The 15,674-nt window shown below is 70.3% G+C and carries 21 protein-coding genes and 1 tRNA gene; 15 read left to right on the plus strand and 7 right to left on the minus strand.

What is annotated here, in order from left to right; genetic code table 11:
• The first annotated feature begins 49 nt into the window (after positions 1-49).
• The 4 genes from SD460_RS08430 to SD460_RS08445 all read left to right on the plus strand — a co-directional run bounded on the left by SD460_RS08430 (position 50) and on the right by SD460_RS08445 (position 1,343).
• Positions 50-532 carry a tRNA adenosine deaminase-associated protein gene (locus SD460_RS08430; protein WP_290055359.1) on the plus strand — a complete coding sequence of 161 codons (483 nt, stop codon included), beginning with the start codon at positions 50-52 and terminating at the stop codon, positions 530-532.
• A 23-nt stretch (positions 533-555) separates the two neighbouring features.
• The gene (locus tag SD460_RS08435) at positions 556-984 is read left to right on the plus strand and encodes a nucleoside deaminase (protein ID WP_290055358.1); all 429 of its coding nucleotides are present in this window, start codon (positions 556-558) and stop codon (positions 982-984) included.
• Between the two features lie 22 nt (positions 985-1,006).
• A complete protein-coding gene (locus SD460_RS08440) occupies positions 1,007-1,222 on the plus strand; it encodes a CsbD family protein (RefSeq protein ID WP_290055357.1) in 216 nt (71 codons plus the stop codon).
• A 33-nt stretch (positions 1,223-1,255) separates the two neighbouring features.
• Positions 1,256-1,343 (plus strand) — tRNA-Ser (locus SD460_RS08445).
• A 49-nt stretch (positions 1,344-1,392) separates the two neighbouring features.
• Here the strand turns inward: SD460_RS08445 and SD460_RS08450 are convergent.
• Both SD460_RS08450 and SD460_RS08455 read right to left on the minus strand, forming a co-directional pair.
• Entirely contained in the window at positions 1,393-1,608 is a 216-nt protein-coding gene (locus tag SD460_RS08450; RefSeq protein WP_290055356.1) for a hypothetical protein, read from the minus strand.
• On the minus strand, positions 1,599-1,883 hold the full coding sequence (locus SD460_RS08455) for a hypothetical protein (RefSeq protein WP_290055354.1): 285 nt from the start codon (positions 1,881-1,883) through the stop codon (positions 1,599-1,601). The genes SD460_RS08450 and SD460_RS08455 overlap by 10 nt, the downstream gene beginning before the upstream one ends.
• Positions 1,884-1,949: 66 nt before the next feature.
• On the opposite strand from SD460_RS08455, the gene SD460_RS08460 reads away from it, so the two are divergent.
• The gene (locus SD460_RS08460) at positions 1,950-2,237 is read left to right on the plus strand and encodes a hypothetical protein (protein ID WP_290055352.1); all 288 of its coding nucleotides are present in this window, start codon (positions 1,950-1,952) and stop codon (positions 2,235-2,237) included.
• Positions 2,238-2,294: 57 nt separating this feature from the next.
• Complete coding sequence (locus SD460_RS08465; protein ID WP_290055350.1) at positions 2,295-3,089, plus strand: NAD(P)H-binding protein; 795 nt, start codon at positions 2,295-2,297, stop codon at positions 3,087-3,089.
• Here the strand turns inward: SD460_RS08465 and SD460_RS08470 are convergent.
• Both SD460_RS08470 and SD460_RS08475 read right to left on the minus strand, forming a co-directional pair.
• A complete protein-coding gene (locus SD460_RS08470) occupies positions 3,064-3,642 on the minus strand; it encodes a hypothetical protein (protein ID WP_290055348.1) in 579 nt (192 codons plus the stop codon). The genes SD460_RS08465 and SD460_RS08470 overlap by 26 nt on opposite strands.
• Positions 3,639-3,950, minus strand: a complete 312-nt coding sequence (locus SD460_RS08475; protein ID WP_290055346.1) for a hypothetical protein — start codon at positions 3,948-3,950, stop codon at positions 3,639-3,641. Before SD460_RS08475 ends, SD460_RS08470 begins: the two co-directional genes overlap by 4 nt.
• A gap of 152 nt (positions 3,951-4,102) precedes the next feature.
• Here SD460_RS08475 and SD460_RS08480 point away from each other — a divergent pair, with 152 nt between their 5' ends.
• Genes SD460_RS08480 through SD460_RS08490 form a run of 3 tightly spaced genes read left to right on the plus strand, consistent with a single transcriptional unit; the run spans position 4,103 to position 5,653 of the window.
• Positions 4,103-4,225, plus strand: a complete 123-nt coding sequence (locus SD460_RS08480; RefSeq protein ID WP_290055344.1) for a hypothetical protein — start codon at positions 4,103-4,105, stop codon at positions 4,223-4,225.
• Positions 4,226-4,272: 47 nt separating this feature from the next.
• Positions 4,273-5,190 (plus strand): TauD/TfdA dioxygenase family protein, encoded by a 918-nt coding sequence (locus tag SD460_RS08485; RefSeq protein ID WP_290055343.1) that lies wholly within the window; start codon positions 4,273-4,275, stop codon positions 5,188-5,190.
• Between the two features lie 16 nt (positions 5,191-5,206).
• A complete protein-coding gene (locus SD460_RS08490) occupies positions 5,207-5,653 on the plus strand; it encodes a limonene-1,2-epoxide hydrolase family protein (protein WP_290055341.1) in 447 nt (148 codons plus the stop codon).
• A 293-nt stretch (positions 5,654-5,946) separates the two neighbouring features.
• Here SD460_RS08490 and SD460_RS08495 read toward each other — a convergent pair whose 3' ends face one another.
• The gene (locus tag SD460_RS08495; RefSeq protein WP_290055339.1) at positions 5,947-6,900 is read right to left on the minus strand and encodes a CapA family protein; all 954 of its coding nucleotides are present in this window, start codon (positions 6,898-6,900) and stop codon (positions 5,947-5,949) included.
• Positions 6,901-7,026: 126 nt separating this feature from the next.
• Between SD460_RS08495 and SD460_RS08500 the strand changes: the two genes are divergently transcribed.
• The 6 genes from SD460_RS08500 to SD460_RS08525 all read left to right on the plus strand — a co-directional run bounded on the left by SD460_RS08500 (position 7,027) and on the right by SD460_RS08525 (position 12,547).
• Positions 7,027-9,495, plus strand: a complete 2,469-nt coding sequence (locus SD460_RS08500) for a DUF8508 domain-containing protein (protein WP_318306034.1) — start codon at positions 7,027-7,029, stop codon at positions 9,493-9,495.
• Positions 9,496-9,632: 137 nt separating this feature from the next.
• Positions 9,633-10,091, plus strand: a complete 459-nt coding sequence (locus SD460_RS08505) for a hypothetical protein (protein WP_290055335.1) — start codon at positions 9,633-9,635, stop codon at positions 10,089-10,091.
• Positions 10,088-11,290, plus strand: coding sequence for a WXG100 family type VII secretion target (locus SD460_RS08510; RefSeq protein WP_290055333.1), 1,203 nt, complete (start codon positions 10,088-10,090; stop codon positions 11,288-11,290). Before SD460_RS08505 ends, SD460_RS08510 begins: the two co-directional genes overlap by 4 nt.
• On the plus strand, positions 11,290-11,865 hold the full coding sequence (locus SD460_RS08515) for a hypothetical protein (protein WP_290055331.1): 576 nt from the start codon (positions 11,290-11,292) through the stop codon (positions 11,863-11,865). The genes SD460_RS08510 and SD460_RS08515 overlap by 1 nt, the downstream gene beginning before the upstream one ends.
• Entirely contained in the window at positions 11,862-12,188 is a 327-nt protein-coding gene (locus SD460_RS08520) for a hypothetical protein (protein ID WP_290055329.1), read from the plus strand. Before SD460_RS08515 ends, SD460_RS08520 begins: the two co-directional genes overlap by 4 nt.
• Positions 12,185-12,547, plus strand: coding sequence for a YbaB/EbfC family nucleoid-associated protein (locus tag SD460_RS08525; protein WP_290055327.1), 363 nt, complete (start codon positions 12,185-12,187; stop codon positions 12,545-12,547). Before SD460_RS08520 ends, SD460_RS08525 begins: the two co-directional genes overlap by 4 nt.
• On the opposite strand, the gene SD460_RS08530 is transcribed toward SD460_RS08525, so the two are convergent.
• A complete protein-coding gene (locus SD460_RS08530) occupies positions 12,544-12,948 on the minus strand; it encodes a hypothetical protein (RefSeq protein WP_290055325.1) in 405 nt (134 codons plus the stop codon). The two genes, SD460_RS08525 and SD460_RS08530, sit on opposite strands and share 4 nt — an antisense overlap.
• Positions 12,945-15,674: an FtsK/SpoIIIE domain-containing protein gene (locus SD460_RS08535; protein ID WP_290055323.1), complete on the minus strand. Its 2,730-nt coding sequence runs from the start codon at positions 15,672-15,674 to the stop codon at positions 12,945-12,947. Before SD460_RS08535 ends, SD460_RS08530 begins: the two co-directional genes overlap by 4 nt.

Consider the following 15,674-nt stretch of genomic DNA (forward strand, 5'->3'; position numbering starts at 1 on the left):
CGGGCGCACCGTGCGTGCGTTCGGTCGGGCAGCGGAATACGGTGTGCGCATGGCGGTGGATGAGCCGGTCACGGGCTTCGCGGTGGCAGTGGTCCGTGAAGACGGTCGGTGGCGGTGCAGTGCGCTCGACCCAGGGGCGTTGACCGAGCTGGACGCGGCGATCACGGAACTGGGCAAACTACGCTCCACCGGTGCGGCCTTCGGGCTGCTGGCGGTCGACGACGAGTTCTTCGTGATCGTCCGGCCCAGCCCGCGTGGACCGTCTTTGCTCCTTTCGGACGCGGCGGCGGCGTTGGACTACGACATCGCGGCGGACGTCCTCGACGTCCTGCGCGTCGACCCACCGGACGAGGAGGACGACTCCGTCTGGCCCGAGGGTGACCTGGGGCTGCTGGCCGACCTCGGGCTGCCGGGGCCGGAGCTGGAGGTCATCGTCGGCGAGGTCGACCTCTACCCGGACGAGCAGCTGCAGATGGTCGCGCAGCGCTGCGGGTTCGGCAGCGAGTTCGCCAAGCTCCTGGACGAGCTCTGAGACGCCCGTCCGACACCGAGGCCGTGGAGGCGGCGCTGGAGGCCGCGCGCGCCCCCGGCACGGACGTCCCGATCGGGGCGGTCGTGTTCGCCCCCGACGGCCGCCCCCTGGCGGCGGCCCGCAACGCGCGCACGGAGCTCGGCGACCCGACGGCCCACGCGGAGATCCTGGCGCTGCGCGCGGCGGCCGGCGTAGCGGGCGACGGCTGGCGGCTGGAGGGCTGCACCCTGGCGGTGACGCTGGAGCCGTGCACGATGTGCGCGGGCGCCCTGGTGCTGGCGCGCATCTCCCGGCTGGTGTTCGGCGCGTGGGAGCCGAAGACGGGCGCGGTGGGGTCGTTGTGGGACGTGGTGCGTGACCGACGTCTCAACCATCGCCCGGAGGTCCACGGCGGAGTGCTCGCCCCCGAGTGCGCCGGGCTGCTGGAGACGTACTTCGCGATCCGTCGGTGACGTTTTTGGGTACTCCTCCGGCATGACGGTGAAGCACAAGATCCAGCGAACGATCGGCAGCGCTCGTCAGAAGTTCGGCTCGGCGACGGGCAACCGCAGGCTCCAGGTGCAGGGCATGGCCCAGCGCCACGGAGCCCAGGCCCGCGAGGCGGCCCACGACCTGCGCGTGAAGGCCCGGAGCGCGGTCCGCGAAGCCCAGGTCAGGTGGCGTTCGAACGGCCCGAGCGACCCCTCGTGAGGCGACGCGACCCCCTCCGGTATTGTTCTCGGCGGTGGCGTGTCCGAGCGGCCGAAGGAGCACGACTCGAAATCGTGTGACGGCTAATCCCCGTCCGTGGGTTCAAATCCCACCGCCACCGCTCTCATCCGGACCCCCGGTCAGCCCAGCTGGCCGGGGGTCCGTTGCGTTCAGCCGGGGACGAGCCGCCGGAGGTTCGGAGGCGGGGCTTGGTCTTCGACCACGATCATCATGAAGATGCCCTGGTAGTAGCGGTCGGGGAAGAGCTCGAAGCCGTCCTCATCGACCATCTTCCAGTGGATTTCCGCGGTTCCCGGCAGGATGTGCGACTTCAACGGCACGCAGATGTCGACGGTTTCGCCGGGCAATGTGTCGGCTATCCGCACCCGGACCGTCCCGGTGGCATCACGGTTCCGTCCGGAACGGTGACGTCGGCGACGAACGCCGATTCGTCACCGGCGATCGGGTACGCGGGGTGCGCTGTTCGCTCTTGACGTCGTCGTGGTGCCGCCACCGTTTCCACGTACGTCGACCACAGCTGGCCGTCGCCGTCGTAGGTTTCCTCGTAGAAGCCGACGTTGCTCAGGTGACCTTTGCTGACACCGGCCGTACGGGCGGCGGCCGTCAAGCTCACGCCGTGCGCGGTCCGGAGTTGGCGCATGGTCTCGCCCAGCGTCCGACCTAGCGTGATGGCTCCTTTCCCTCGCGACTCGCCAGGAGGCTGCTGATGGCCACTCCCTCCGACGCCGACCTCGGTCGGTCTCTGCTGTTGGTCCGGGCTTTGAGCGCACTGCGGGCAAGCCACAAGCACGGACCGCTGCCTCAGATGGAAGCCGCGGACATCCTTGCCTGGCAGCTGGTCGTCGAGATGCAGGAGTGGGCATGCTGCCAGACAATCTGGGGCCAGCAGATCCGCGACTTCCGCCGAAACGTGTTCGACAAGCGCGTCGTCTGGTGCGGAGCAGCGCACCAGAACCACTGCTACGTGCTGATCTTGGTCGCCAAAGCAGCTTGACTTGAAGGGAACTTGAAGTGTGACCGTGGTCGGCACAAGCTGATCAAGGAGCACACCATGAAAGTTCTCGTCACCGGAGCCACCGGCCACTCCGGGCGGCACGTCGTCGCCGCGCTCAACACCGATGACGTCCGGGTTCTCGTCCGCGACCCCACCAAAGCGCCGGCCGGAGCCGACGTAGTCGTAGGCGACATCCGAGACCCCGCCCAAGCCGCCGAAAACATCGACGCTGTCTACCTGATCTGGCCGTTCTTCACCGCCGACGGCATCGAACAGGCCGTGAAACCCTTCACAGACAAAAAGATCGTCTACCTCTCCGCCATGTCCGCCGAAGACGGGGGTGTCTGGGGCGACGTCGAGGCCGCCATCCGAAGTGTCACCGACGACTGGACCTTCCTCCGCGTCACCGGCCTCGCCACCAACACCCTCGGCTGGGCTGCACAAGCAGAGAACGGTGTCGTCAAAGGGCCGTACGGGCAAGCCAGGCGCTCGCTCGTCCACGAACGCGACGTCGCCGACATGGCCGTCAAGGCGCTCACCGGAGACCACCGCCAGGAGATCTACCTCGTCACCGGCCCGGAAGCGCTTCGGCAAGCTGAGCAGGCCGCGGTCATCGGTGCGGCGATCGGAAAGCCCGTCCGGTGGGAAGAACAACCAATCGCAGAAGCGAAAACGCAGCTCGCCGAACACCTGGGCGAGGAATTCGCAGCCGGTGCACTCGCCCACTGGGCGTCACTCGTCGACGATCCGGAACCCGTCTCGCTGGACGTCGCGAACGTGACCGGGCATCCCGCGCGGCCCTTCGAAGAATGGGCCCGCGAACACTTCAGCCGAGCTGAACCGCCGGCGTAGTCAACGGCTCCAGCTCCTCCACGAGCGAAGACAGCGACGCCACCTTCGCCGAAACTGTCCGGAGTACGGCGGTGCACGCGGTGCTCACGTCGCTCACCACCTCGGCCGAGCGGTCGCCCGTCAGCACCGCGGCCACCGATGGCGCAACGGCGGACGCTATGGCGCGGACCTCCGTCGCCGCCGACTCCGCCAGTTCGTCCAGGCGCGACGCGATCCGGGCGCCCAGTGCCGCCGTCGCGGTGGCCGCGTGGGCGGCCGCCGCGTACTGACCGTCCACTGTGTCCGCCCACGTGCCGAACGTTTCCGCGCTGCCACCGGTCTCCGCGCGGTCGACGCCGGCGCGGAACTCCGCCTGGGCCGACGTCACCACCTGCGCACCCGCGTCGACCGTCGATGCCGAGGTGCGGATCGCGGAGGGGGCGCAGTCCAGGTGTCGCAGGGCCGCGACCGGGTCCGGGACGCCGATGCGGCCCGCTGCCAGCCGCAGCGAGGACAACGCCGACGCCGCCGTCGTCAGGGCCGGGTGTTCGAAGACCTCGGGGACGGAGGTCACGGGGCCACCGCGATCCGCCCCCGGAAGCCCGTGCTCCGCGTGCTCTCCGCCGCCATGCGCAGCCGGCCCGCCAGGTCGGACGTCGCGTCGCCGAGGACGCGGGCGTCGGCTTCGCGCGCGGCCAGTGCGGCCGCCCAGCGGGTCGCCAGCTCTCGGGCCTGGGGCGAGATGCCGAACGGGGTCGAGTCGACGCGGGCTTCGGCGAACCGTCCTGCCGCCTTGTCGTCGGCTGTCGTCGCCTGGTCCAGCAGGTCGGCTGCCTGGCGGAGCCGATCCGGGTCGATCCGCGAGCCTCTGCCTTCCGGCATGGGGACCTCCGTCGTCAAGGGCGCTCACTCGATCGTGGAAGATCTTGCCTCATGCTCCCGCGCGGCCCGCATCGCGGTGACCTGCGCCGTTCGGCACGTTCCAACAAGTGGACGCCTTGACCGCGAGGCGGGACGGCGCGGACCATGAGGACATGCCCGCCACCTCGGAACGCAGCATCGTCCGGTGGCCCGGCCGCGCCTCGAAGCGGTCGATCGGTGAGGGCGTCGCGGAGCTCCTGCTGCGCCGCGGCCGCCTGGGCTCGCCCCCGGCCTGACGCGAGCCCGGCGTCCGAACACTCCCGAACACCCTTGGAGCACAGCCATGTCCGTAGATCTGCCTGCCCGGATCCAGCTCCGCGAAGCCGTCACGCCCACCGGTGGCATCGTCGAAGGCCCACGTCTGCTGCGGGACCCCGAGGAGAAGTTCGAGCTGTTCACCCTCCGGCCGCTGAGCCGGGTGATCGGCGCGGAGATCGACGGCGTCGACCTGCGCGAACCGCTCACCGCCGAGCTGCGCGAGGAGCTCAACCGCGCCCTGCTCGAGTGGAAGGTGATCTTCTTCCGCGACCAGGACATCACGTCGGCGCAGCAGCGCGCGTTCGCCGCGAACTGGGGCGAGCTGGAGACCAACCCGTTCATCCCGAAGGGCGACGACGACGCGGTCACGCGCTTCGAGCGCACCGCGTCCATGCCCGGCTACGAGAACATCTGGCACGTCGACGTCACCTGGCGGCCCAGCCCGGCGCTCGGCTCGGTGCTGCGGCTGATCGAGGTGCCGCCGGTCGGCGGGGACACGATGTGGGCCGACATGGCCGCCGCCTACGACAACCTGCCCGCGGACGTCCGTGCCCGCATCGACGGGCTCACCGCCGTGCACGACTACCTCCCGGGCTTCGACCGGTTCTCCGATCCTGCGCTCCTCGCCCGCTGGCAGGACGAGTTCCCGCCGGTCGAGCACCCGGTGGTCCGGACGCACCCGGAGACCGGGCGGCGCACCCTGTTCGTCAACCAGGCGTTCACCACGCACATCGTCGGGCTGGACCGCGACGAGAGCGACCGGCTGCTGCGCTACCTGTTCCTGCAGGCGCACACGCCCGAGTTCCAGGTCCGGTTCAGCTGGCGGCCCGGCTCGGTGGCGTTCTGGGACAACCGCGCGACGCAGCACTACGCGGTCAACGACTACCACCCGCACGTCCGGATCGCGGAGCGCGTCGCCATCGCGGGCGACCGGCCGTTCTGAGCCTTAGCCTGGGGGCATGACCGATGAACCCCAGGCAGTGGTGACCGGTTTCCTCAAGGCCCTGGAAGACCTCGACATCGACCGCGCGTTGACGTTCGCGGCGAGCGACATCGTGTACCAGAACGTGCCGTTGCCGCCCGCTCGCGGCGTCGCCGCGGTCGAAAAACAACTGCGTCTCCTGGCCCGGTTCGGCTCCGGGTTCGAGGCGCGCACGCACCACATCGCCGCGGACGGCAACGTCGTGCTCACCGAACGCACCGACGTGCTGCGCCGTGGCGCGTGGGAAGCGGAGTTCTGGGTGTGCGGCACGTTCGTGGTCGAAGGCGGCCGGATCGTGCTGTGGCGCGACTACTTCGACTGGACGACGGTGCTGGCCGCGAGCGCGAAGGGTGCCGGGCGGGTCGCGCTGGCCGGCGCCCGCACGCTCCTCGGCCGCTACAAAACGAGGCAGGCGGTGCGCTAGACCCGGTGCTCGCCGCGGTCGTGGTCCCGAAGGTCCACGACCGCGGCTATCCCCAGCACCAGCACGAACACGCAGCTGAGAACAATCAGCCCCCACATGATCGTTCTCCCTCCCCCACGTTTCCGTGCCGACCGCGAGCTGTCGAGGAGTGGTCTGTGCCACTTTTCCGGCGGCTCACGCAGACCGTACCGCCGCTTCACGCAGGTTGTTCCGACCCTTGAGCTTCATTTAAGGCAGATGCGCCGGATGGGTGACAAGCCGGTGTGCGGCTGTCACAGAACGCGCGCAACCCGTTACGCGCCAACACCTAGTCCGGACACCGAGGCGATTCCCTCGTGGACGGACACCTTCGTCGACCGCAACGCCGAGACGTCGGCCAGGTACCGCAGCACCTTGCTCGCTTCGTCGCCGGCCAGCGGCTCGCACTCGTTGTCCGCGTTCCGCCGCACCGGGATGAGCTCGAGCCGCGGTTCGGCGCCGAACATGCAGCCCGCCAGCAGCCCGTCGACGTGTCGCCCGCGCATCGCCGGCCAGTCGAAGACGAGGTTGCCGAGGCTGTAGAGGATCGGGCGGCCGCGGTGGACCTCGACGGCCTGGATGGTGTGCGGCCCGTGCCCCACGACCAGGTCGGCGCCGGCGTCGATGGCGGCGCGGCCGTACGCGACCTGGTACTCGGTCAGATCGGGCCCCGGCAAGCCCCAGTGCATCGAGACGACGACGTGGTCGTGGTCCGCTTTGGCCCGCTTGACGTCGGCGACGAGCCGGTCCAGGTGCTCGGGCACCGGTGCCGTGCGGACGAGGGGTGGGCGCCCGGGGATCTCCGCGACGCGCGGGTCGGGCTGGTACGCCGTGGTCGCAAACGCTTGCGCGACGCCCGGGAAGTCCGGTTGCGCATTTTGGGCTCGCGAGCGAAGTGACGTGTAAGCGAGGAATGCGACCTTTTCGCCCGACCGTTCGAGCGCCGCGGGCGCGTGCGCGGCGTCGAGGGTCGCGCCGGCGCCGCAGTACGCGATCCCGGCGTGGTCGAGGACCGGGAGGCTCGCCATCGCGGTGAGGTCGTTGGCGCACGAGACGACGTCGATACCGCCCGCTTTGAGCGCTTCGGCCACCGGCGCGTCGACCGCTCCCGCGAGGTTGACGAACCGGAGGTCGGCGCCCTGGAGCAGCGGGTTCAGCCGCTCGAACGCCGTCGCCGGGGTGGCCCGGCCCTGGATGTTGACGTCTCCGCCGAGTACCAGCGTGATCACGAAACCTGCTCTGCCGAACGAGTGACGACGAAAGTAGTTGTTACGAATCGTTGCATCTTTGTCTTCCTCCTCCTCACTTGCCCGGGGGACTATGCCACGACTGTTCAAGCACAAAGGGGACTCAGGGTGACCAAGACCCACAGATCCAAGGCCGCCTTCACGGTGGCCGTCGCGTCGGGCCTGGTGCTCGGCGGCGTGGCCGCACCGGCCGCGCTCGCCGCACCCAGCGCCGACGCGGTCATCGCCGAGGTCTACGGCGGCGGTGGCAACTCCGGCGCCACGCTGACCAACGACTTCGTCGAGCTCGCCAACCACGGCGCGGTGGCCGCGAGCGTCGACGGCTTCAGCGTCCAGTACCTGCCCGGTTCGCCGAGCGCGTCGAGCACCTGGCAGGTGACGCAGCTGACCGGCAGCGTCGCGCCGGGCGGGCGCTACCTCGTGGCGGAGGGCAAGGGCAGCGGCGGCACGGTCGCGCTCCCGGCGCCGGACGCGACCGGCGCGATCGCGATGTCGGCGACCGCCGGCACGATCGCCCTCGTCTCCGGTACCACCGCGCTGACCTGCAAGACCGCCGCGGACTGCGCGGCCGACACCCGGATCAAGGACCTCGTCGGGTTCGGCACGGCGACCGTGCGCGAAGGCGCGCCGACGGCCGCGCCGTCCAACACGACGTCCGTCGCGCGCGGCACCTCGCTGGCCGACACCGACGACAACGCCGCCGACTTCACCGTCGGCGACCCGTCCCCGACGAACACCAAGGGCGAGACGACCGGCGGCGGCAACCCGGGCGAACCGGGCACGCCGGCGAAGATCCACGACATCCAGGGCACCACGCGCCTTTCGCCGTTCAAGGACCAGAAGGTCAGCGGCGTCACCGGCGTGGTCACCGCGACCCGGACGTTCGGCTCGACGCGCGGTTTCTGGCTCACCGACCCGAACCCGGACAGCGACCCGCGCACCAGCGAGGGCTTGTTCGTGTTCACCGGCTCGACCAGCCCGGCCGTCGCGGTCGGCGACGCGGTGACCGCGGCAGGCACCGTCCGCGAGTTCTACCCGGACGCGCCGGCGACGTCGAACTACCAGTCGCTCACCGAGCTGAGCAGTGCACAGTGGACGGTCGACGCGCACGGGAACGCCCTGCCGCCACCGACCGTGCTGAACCCGGACACCGTGCCGGTCGCCTACGCGCCCGCACCGGGCGGGAACATCGAGGCACTCCCGCTGGAGCCGTCGAAGTACGCGCTGGACTTCTGGGAGTCGCACGAGAGCGAGATCGTTTCGGTCACCGACGCCCGCGTCGTCGGCCCGTCGAACTCGTTCAACGAGCTGTACGTGACGTCCAAGCCGGACCAGCACAAGTCCGTCCGGGGCGGCAGCGTCTACCTGGGCTACGACCAGCTCAACAGCGGCGTCATGAAGGTGTCGTCGCTGATCCCGTTCGACCAGCGGCCGTTCCCGAAGCTCAACGTCGGTGACGTGCTGACCGGCACCACCTCCGGTCCGGTCGAGTACAGCAACTTCGGCGGCTACACGCTGTTCGCCAGCGTGCTCGGCACCGAAAAGGACAACGGGCTGCAGGGTGAGACCACGCGCAAGCAGCGGTCGGGCGAGCTCGCGGTCGCGACGTACAACGTCGAAAACCTGGCCCCCGGCGACCCGCAGGCGAAGTACGACCGGCTCGGCGAGGCGATCGTGACGCACCTCGCGACGCCGGACATCGTGAACCTGGAAGAGATCCAGGACAACACGGGCGCGACCGACGACGGCACCGTCGCCGCGGACCAGACGCTGCAGAAGTTCACCGACGCCATTGTCGCCAAGGGCGGCCCGCGCTACCAGTGGCGTTCGATCGACCCGGTGAACGACCAGGACGGCGGCCAGCCGGGCGGCAACATCCGCGTGGCGTTCCTGTTCAACCCGGCCCGCGTGTCCTTTGTGGACCGTCCGGGTGGGACTTCGACGACGGCGGTGGGTGTCACCCGCGAGCACGGCAAGGCGCACCTGACGGCGTCGCCCGGCCGCGTCGACCCGGCCAACGAGGCGTGGACGGCCAGCCGCAAGCCGCTGGCGGGCGAGTTCGTCTTCAAGGGCCGCACGGTGTTCGTCATCGCCAACCACTTCAACTCCAAGGGCGGCGACCAGCCGACGCACGGCCGGTTCCAGCCGCCGTCGCGGAGTTCCGAGGTGCAGCGGGCGAAGCAGGCCACGGTGCTGCGCGGGTTCGTCGATTCGCTGCTGGCGGCCGACAAGAGCGCCAACATCGTGGTGGCGGGCGACCTGAACGACTACCCGTTCTCGCCCGCGGTCCAGACGCTCACCGCCGGTGGCGTGCTGAAGGACCTGATCGCGTCGGTGCCGGAAGCCGAGCGGTACAGCTACGTGTTCGAGGGCCAGTCGCAGGTGCTCGACCACATCCTGGCGTCGAAGGCGCCGCGCGGGGTGGACTACGACGTCGTCCACATCAACGCGGAGTTCGCCGACCAGGCCAGCGACCACGACCCGCAGGTGATCCGGTTCCGCCCGGGCGCGGGCAACGCGCTCCAGGACGGGCTCTGGGACCTGCTCGATTACCTGGAGCAGATCTTCGGCAAGTAGTTCTCCTTGCCAGAGGCCACCTTCGGGCGCATCGCCCGGAGGTGGCCTTTGTCGTGTTGACACCTTCGGGTGACGAGGAAACCGCATCGCGTGCGCTGCCGTCTTTACTGGTGACGGGACCACAGGGGAGGGGTGGCGTGGACGGGTACGCGGTCAAGGCCGACGAGCTGGGCAAGCTCATCGGCGACCTGGATACGGCGGCGGGCCGGATGGCCGACGCCAACAAGAAGCTCGGCGGCGGTGGGGCGTTCGGCTCGCTGGGCACCGCGGAGGTGGGCAAGGCGGGCGTCGAGTTCGAGGAAGCCTGGCGGTTCGGCATCGGCCGCCTCGGCGACGCGGCGTCGGAGATCACGGAGCTGCTGAAGGTGGCGAAGGGGAAGTACGAGCGGATCGAGGCTCAGTTCAGCGGTGAGCTGGGGAAGTTCGGCTCGGCGGTGCTGGGGGACGAATCCGGCGACGGGCCCGGCACCGGCACCCGGGGGCACTACCCCCGGGTCGGGCAGCCGTCCGGCGAAGCGCCGATGGGCGATGGCGGCATGGTGGGCGGCGGCGCGACCGGTGGCATCACCGGCATCCTGGACGGACTCGGCCGATGAGCACGCGCGACTTCCCGGCCCTGGGCTTCGACCCGGCGCCCGGCGACCTCGACGGCGTCACCGACCTGGCGAGCAAATACCGGGCGGTGAGCGAGGACCTGACCGAGGCCGACGACGCGTTGCGCCGGATCGTCCGGAAGCAGGGCATCTGGCAGGGCGAGGCGAGCGACGCGTTCGCACGACGCATCGGCCCGCTGCCGCAGTACCTCGAGGGCGCGGCCCGTTCGATGGGCGACGCCGGCTCCGCGCTCGAAGCCTGGGCCCGGCAGCTGGGTGACCTGCAGAAACGCGCGGCGGACCTGGAGGCCCGAGCAGAGTCGGCGGCCCAGGCGGCGGAGGCGGCGCGGGCGAACCCGGACCTCGCGCTGGCGAACCGGACGTTCCCCGACCAGCAGTCCCTGCAGATCGCCCAGAAGCTGCTCGACAACGCGGGCCGGCAGCTTCAGTCGGCGATCGACGGCTGCCAGAACATCCAGGACGCGGCGAAACAGCTCCAGCAGGAGCACACGGAGGCGGCGGACCGGGTCGCGGAGGCGTTGCGGAAGGCGAAGGAGCTGGCTCCGGACGAGCCGGGCTTGCTCGACAAGCTGGGTGACGCGGCGGGCGGCGCCCTGGCCGACTTGACGAACACCATCGCGGACGGCGTGGACGACGCGTGGGACTTCGTGCAGGACCACGCGGAGCTGCTGTCGAAGCTCTCCGACGTGATGGGCGACATCGGCAACGGCATCGGTGTCTTGAGCGATGTCCTGCCGCCCCCTGCCGACGAGGTCGCCGGCGCCGTTGCCACCGGCCTGGGGCTCGGCGCACTCAGCGGTCACGCGATCGCCAAGGCCGCCGGCGCCGACGTGTCGAACGAGACGCTGATCTTCGACGCGGTGGGCGCCGCCACGTCGGTGGCCGGCCTCGCCGAAGTGCTTCCGGACGCCGCGATCAAGGTGGCGAGCTACGGCTTTGTCGCCGACCAGTTCGCCGGTGAAGGCATAGGCGGCAAAGACTTCGAGAGTCCCCTGGACGACTTCAAGAACTATTGGATTCCCAAGGACTGGGGGCAAGCCGGTGTGGTCGCCGGCACGCTCGTCGCCGGGCCCGCGCCGTGGGCGGCGGTGGCGTTGGGCAACGCGACCGAGGCCGGCGTCCAAGCCGACAACGCGCCCGAGCGGCGCCGCGAGCGCGCGGAAGACGAGGTGTGGAACTGATGCCTCTGCACATCGACCTGCCGCCCGGCTTCGCCGGGATGCCGGTGGGCGCCGACGACAAGATGAACCGCGGCCACGCCTGGGCGGTCGCCGAGAACCTGGCGGCCGGTGCCGGAACGAGCATCGAGCAGTTCGGCAGCTACCTGATGGCGCTGGTGCCGACCATGCAGGCCAATGGCATCCGCGTGTTCGGCAAGTTCGCAGTCGGCCGGCGAAAGGGCGATGTCGCGACCCTGACGCTGGGCGTGGTCCAGTGGCCGGAGACCTCGCCGGGCAACCGGGACGCCGTCGTCGCGGCGATGGCCGCCGCGTACCGCACGAGCCACCCGCGGTCAGCCGTTCAACCGGTGAGACTGCCGATCGGCCCGGCGCTCGTGGCGTTCAGCGGCGGCGAGTTCCACCTGCCCGAGCACGACGTGCGCACCCAGATCAAGGCGGAGTACCAGATCCCCCTGCCGGACGGCCGGTCCGTGGTGATCCTGTCGGTGGTCGCGGAGTCGGAGGACGCCTGGCCCGCGGTAGCCGAGGCGACGGCGAAGGTGGCCTGGAGCCTCCGCAGCGGGGAAACGTCGTGATCAGTACGGTGGCCGCCGATTCGGGTGACGACCCGGCGCGGGTGATGTTCCTCGCGCTGATGGGCTTGGTGATCGTCGGCGGTCTGACGTTGACCATCGTCCGTGCGATGCGTTCGAGGAGGCCGCGCGAGAAGCAGATGGCGTTCCTGGCCGCGGAGCTGGACGGCCGGGCTCAGGTGTACCTCCGCATGATCGAGATCGGTCTTGCCGAGCAGGACCTCGCCTGGGTCGCCGGCAGCCGTGGCTACAGCGTGATCGTCCATCGATCGTTCAAGTACTACGAGTTCGTGTACACACCGCACCAGCCGGGGAGAATCGCATGAGCGACAACGCTCAGCTGATCGAGGAAATGCGCTGGCAGCTCAAGCAGATCGAAGAGCGCAAAGCCGAAAACCAGCGCCTCCTCGCCGGGAGCGATCACACGACCGTCGTTTCGCCGGATCGGTCCGTCACCGTTCTCGCCGGGCCCGGTGGCGTCGTCAGCGAGGTCCGGCTCGCGCCCGAGGCCATGCGGTTCGACGCCGTCGCGTTGAGCCGGACCATCACCGCCGCCATCCGGGAAGCGGTCTCCGCCGGGAGGCCGCTCGACCGGCCACCGGCAGCGCAAGCACCACGACAAAGGCCGCGCAGGCAAACCCCGGCTGACGACGACGAGCCCTACGACACCGTGTTCGATCTCTAAGCCGGCGGCTGCTCTCCCCGCTTCGCCGCTGCCCGCTTCGCCCGCCAGCCCAGTGACAGCACCGCCTGCACCAGCTCCTGGTAACTGGGCTTGACCTCCTCGAGGTACCGCTCCAAGTACGCCGGACGCGCCGTCGTGACCGGGCGGGGTTCGTCGCCCGGGTCAAGCCACAGCAGGCCCTGGATGTTGTGCAGCGCCATCTTCCACCAGCGCGTCGCGCGTTCGGCCGCCCGGACTTCGCGCTCGGTAGCCGCCTCGATGGCGGTGCGGGCTTCCTCGATCTGCCCTTCCAGCGCTTCGGCCCGGGCGAGTTCCCACTCGCGCAGGTTCTCCGCCGAGCCGCGGGACAGGGCGATGATCTCCTTGTACCGCATGGCCGCGGTGGCGCCGTCGTCGGTCATTGCGCGTTCTCCGGACGCTGGAACGGGATGATCACTTCGGGGGCGCCGTGGGTCGTGCGGTCGAAGAACAACGCGCGGCCCGGACGCGGTGACCAGTGCACCACCTGGCCCGCCGCGAACACCGACAGCTCGTTGCCCTGGACGTCGAGTGCCGCCCACGTGCCGATGTCGTCGGTGCCACCGAAACCCAGTGTGTCCTTCAGCCGGGCGATGCTGCGCCACCAGCCGATCGTGTGGATGCCGTGCCCCGGTCCCTGTTTCAGGACCACGCGCAGGTGGTCCAGGCCGCTCTTCAACTGGCCCACCGCCTTCGCCTCCAGGGCCGGCAGCGCCGCGTCCACGCCGTACAAGAGCAGTACTTTCGGGCCGCCGGTCATCGAGCCGGTCAGCGATTCCAGCACGCCGGTCAGGTCCTCCACCAGTGAGGCCGCGTGGCCGTCTTCGCGCAGCCGCTCGGTCAGCTCCAACGCGGCCGGGGCGCACGCCTCGATCGGGCAGCTCAGCACGAACTCGACCTCGCCGGGCTCGTACTGCCGGGACAGCGAGCGCGCCGAGGAGTCCATGATGGACAGTGCCTCCGCGGTCGCCGAGCCGAGCACCGCGACGTTGCGGCCGGGTGCGCGCGGGAGGTCCACGCCGCACGCCGTCTCGGTCACGTCGATCGACTGGCCGAGCAGGGCGCGTGGCTTCGAGTTCGGCTTGAGGTCCAGGTACGCCGGGAACTGTTCCAGGATCGGCTGGTGCGCGCCGTCGAACAGGCGGGGGCGCGGGAAGCGGCCCGCGTAGTCCTCCCACAACCGGTGCTGGAGCCGGACGAACACGTTCTTGCTGCTCGCGTCCGGCACGTGGGCCAGCTGGTTGCCGTGCGCGACACCGGAGTCGTGGTTGATCACCGCGTGCCACTTCGGCGCGGACACCGCCGCGTTGTTCGTCTCGGCCAGGACGCGCCGCGCTTTCGGCATCGCGATCCGCAGGGTGCACTGCTCGAACACCGCCGGCTTGCCCCAGAACGCCTCGATGCCGGCGACGTCCTGGCTGGCCAGCACCAGGTGGATGCCCTGGGACCGGCCGCGCCGCGCGATGTCCTCCAGCAGCTGCGTGGCCGTGGCCGTCACCTGGTCGCGGCCCGCGAACAGGTACTGGAACTCGTCGACCACCGCGACGATCCGCGGCCAGTGCCCGCCGGGGTCGGCTTCGCGGAGGTCGGCGAGGTTCGTGACCTCGTGCTCCTTCGCGGCGGCGGAGCGGCGGCGCAGTTCGTCGGCCAGGAAGCGCAGCAGCGCCAAGCCGAACTCGCGGTCGGTGTTGACGTTGACGCCGACGAGCCGCGCGTGCGGCAGCCAGCTCGCGTCCTTGCGGCCCGGCGCCAGCCCGGCGAACGACACGCCTTCCTTGAAGTCCAGCAGGTACAGCGCCAGCTCGTCCGGGGTGTACCGCGCCGCCATGCTGCCGAGCAGCGCGTACAGGAAGTTGGTCTTGCCCGAACCGGACGGTCCGCCGATCAGGACGTGCGGGCTCGCGTCGCCGATCACGACTTCGATCGGCTCGCCTTCGAAGAACCCGACCGGGGCACGGAGTTCCCGCGCCGAGCTTTCGCGGCCGAGCTCCGTCGGCAGCAGGTCGTCGAACGAGCGTGGCCCGCCCTGCTTGGCGATCAACGCCTTCGCGATCTTGTCGACGGCGCGGATGACCTGCGCGGACGGCATCGGCGGATCGAGGTCGACGACCAGGTCGGTGCCGGTCATGCTGCTGATCGCGTGCCGGTCGTCGAGCAGGCTCAGCGTTTCGACCGGCGCGCTCACGGCCGTCGGCACGTCGACCATGATCAGGCAGATCCCGGCGGCCAGCGCACCGCTCGCGACGCGCTTGAGGTCGCGGGCGCGTTCGGGTTCGAGGGTTTCGCCGTTGCCGTACAGCACGACGATGCGGAACGGTTCGCCCCGCTGGCCCGACTTCTTCCGCAACTCCCGCAGCGACGTGAACCCGGCGGCCATGCCGGTGGAGTGGATCCGGCGGATGTGCCCGGCCAGCTCGTCGAGGAGGTCCTCGAGGCGGCCCGGGTCGTACAGCGAGAGCGCGCTGGTGTGGCTGAGCGGGTAGAGGTCGGGCAGGATCGCGGTCAGCTGCCCGATGTCCCACAGGTGCACGCGCACCGCGCCGGGTTCGAACGTCGAAAGCACGCGGATCAGCAGGTTCTGCACGATGCCGTCGATCACCGGCCGCGTCTTGGGCGCCGACGAGATGGCCAGGTGCGACTCGTCGAGCAGCGGCACGGCGACGTCGAACACGCGGGTCGGGTCGTTGCCGGCGGCCGTCGCCGAACCGACGCGCCACAGGCCCGGCGACGTCAGGCCGAGGTTGTGCCCGACGGTGCCCAGCCAGTCGCCCGGCGGCAGCCCGGCCGGGCCGGGTGCGTTGTGCGCGACCAGATCCCGCAGCGTCGCGGGGCCCTGGCTCCAGTCGGTGTAGAAAGCGCTTCGCACGGTGCCGAGCGCGCCGAACACTTCGTGCGCGGCGGGGTGGCGCGACCACTCGTTCTGCTGCTCGGCGCCGGCGTGGTTCATGCCCACGTGGACGATGTCCCGCTCCAGCTCGAGCTTGGCGAGGTCGGCTTCGGCGGCTTGACGCGCTCCGGCCGCCGCGCCCAGCACCAGCCCGATCTGATGCCGGACCCGGTCGAGTGCGGTTTCGACGCGGTTGCGTTGCTCGGCTGACTTGTTGGCCAT

This window comes from Amycolatopsis solani, assembly GCF_033441515.1.
Classification (GTDB): Bacteria; Actinomycetota; Actinomycetes; order Mycobacteriales; family Pseudonocardiaceae; genus Amycolatopsis; species Amycolatopsis solani.

Coding starts and splice junctions, on each gene's coding strand:
- SD460_RS08535 (WP_290055323.1), bottom strand. CDS start 15,674: ATGGCCAACAAGTCAGCCGAGCAACGCAACCGCGTCGAAACCGCACTC.
- SD460_RS08440 (WP_290055357.1), top strand. CDS start 1,007: ATGACGGTGAAGCACAAGATCCAGCGAACGATCGGCAGCGCTCGTCAG.
- SD460_RS08490 (WP_290055341.1), top strand. CDS start 5,207: ATGACCGATGAACCCCAGGCAGTGGTGACCGGTTTCCTCAAGGCCCTG.
- SD460_RS08455 (WP_290055354.1), bottom strand. CDS start 1,883: ATGCGCCAACTCCGGACCGCGCACGGCGTGAGCTTGACGGCCGCCGCC.
- SD460_RS08485 (WP_290055343.1), top strand. CDS start 4,273: ATGTCCGTAGATCTGCCTGCCCGGATCCAGCTCCGCGAAGCCGTCACG.
- SD460_RS08475 (WP_290055346.1), bottom strand. CDS start 3,950: ATGCCGGAAGGCAGAGGCTCGCGGATCGACCCGGATCGGCTCCGCCAG.
- SD460_RS08430 (WP_290055359.1), top strand. CDS start 50: ATGGCGGTGGATGAGCCGGTCACGGGCTTCGCGGTGGCAGTGGTCCGT.
- SD460_RS08480 (WP_290055344.1), top strand. CDS start 4,103: ATGCCCGCCACCTCGGAACGCAGCATCGTCCGGTGGCCCGGCCGCGCC.
- SD460_RS08515 (WP_290055331.1), top strand. CDS start 11,290: ATGCCTCTGCACATCGACCTGCCGCCCGGCTTCGCCGGGATGCCGGTG.
- SD460_RS08510 (WP_290055333.1), top strand. CDS start 10,088: ATGAGCACGCGCGACTTCCCGGCCCTGGGCTTCGACCCGGCGCCCGGC.
- SD460_RS08460 (WP_290055352.1), top strand. CDS start 1,950: ATGGCCACTCCCTCCGACGCCGACCTCGGTCGGTCTCTGCTGTTGGTC.
- SD460_RS08530 (WP_290055325.1), bottom strand. CDS start 12,948: ATGACCGACGACGGCGCCACCGCGGCCATGCGGTACAAGGAGATCATC.
- SD460_RS08525 (WP_290055327.1), top strand. CDS start 12,185: ATGAGCGACAACGCTCAGCTGATCGAGGAAATGCGCTGGCAGCTCAAG.
- SD460_RS08465 (WP_290055350.1), top strand. CDS start 2,295: ATGAAAGTTCTCGTCACCGGAGCCACCGGCCACTCCGGGCGGCACGTC.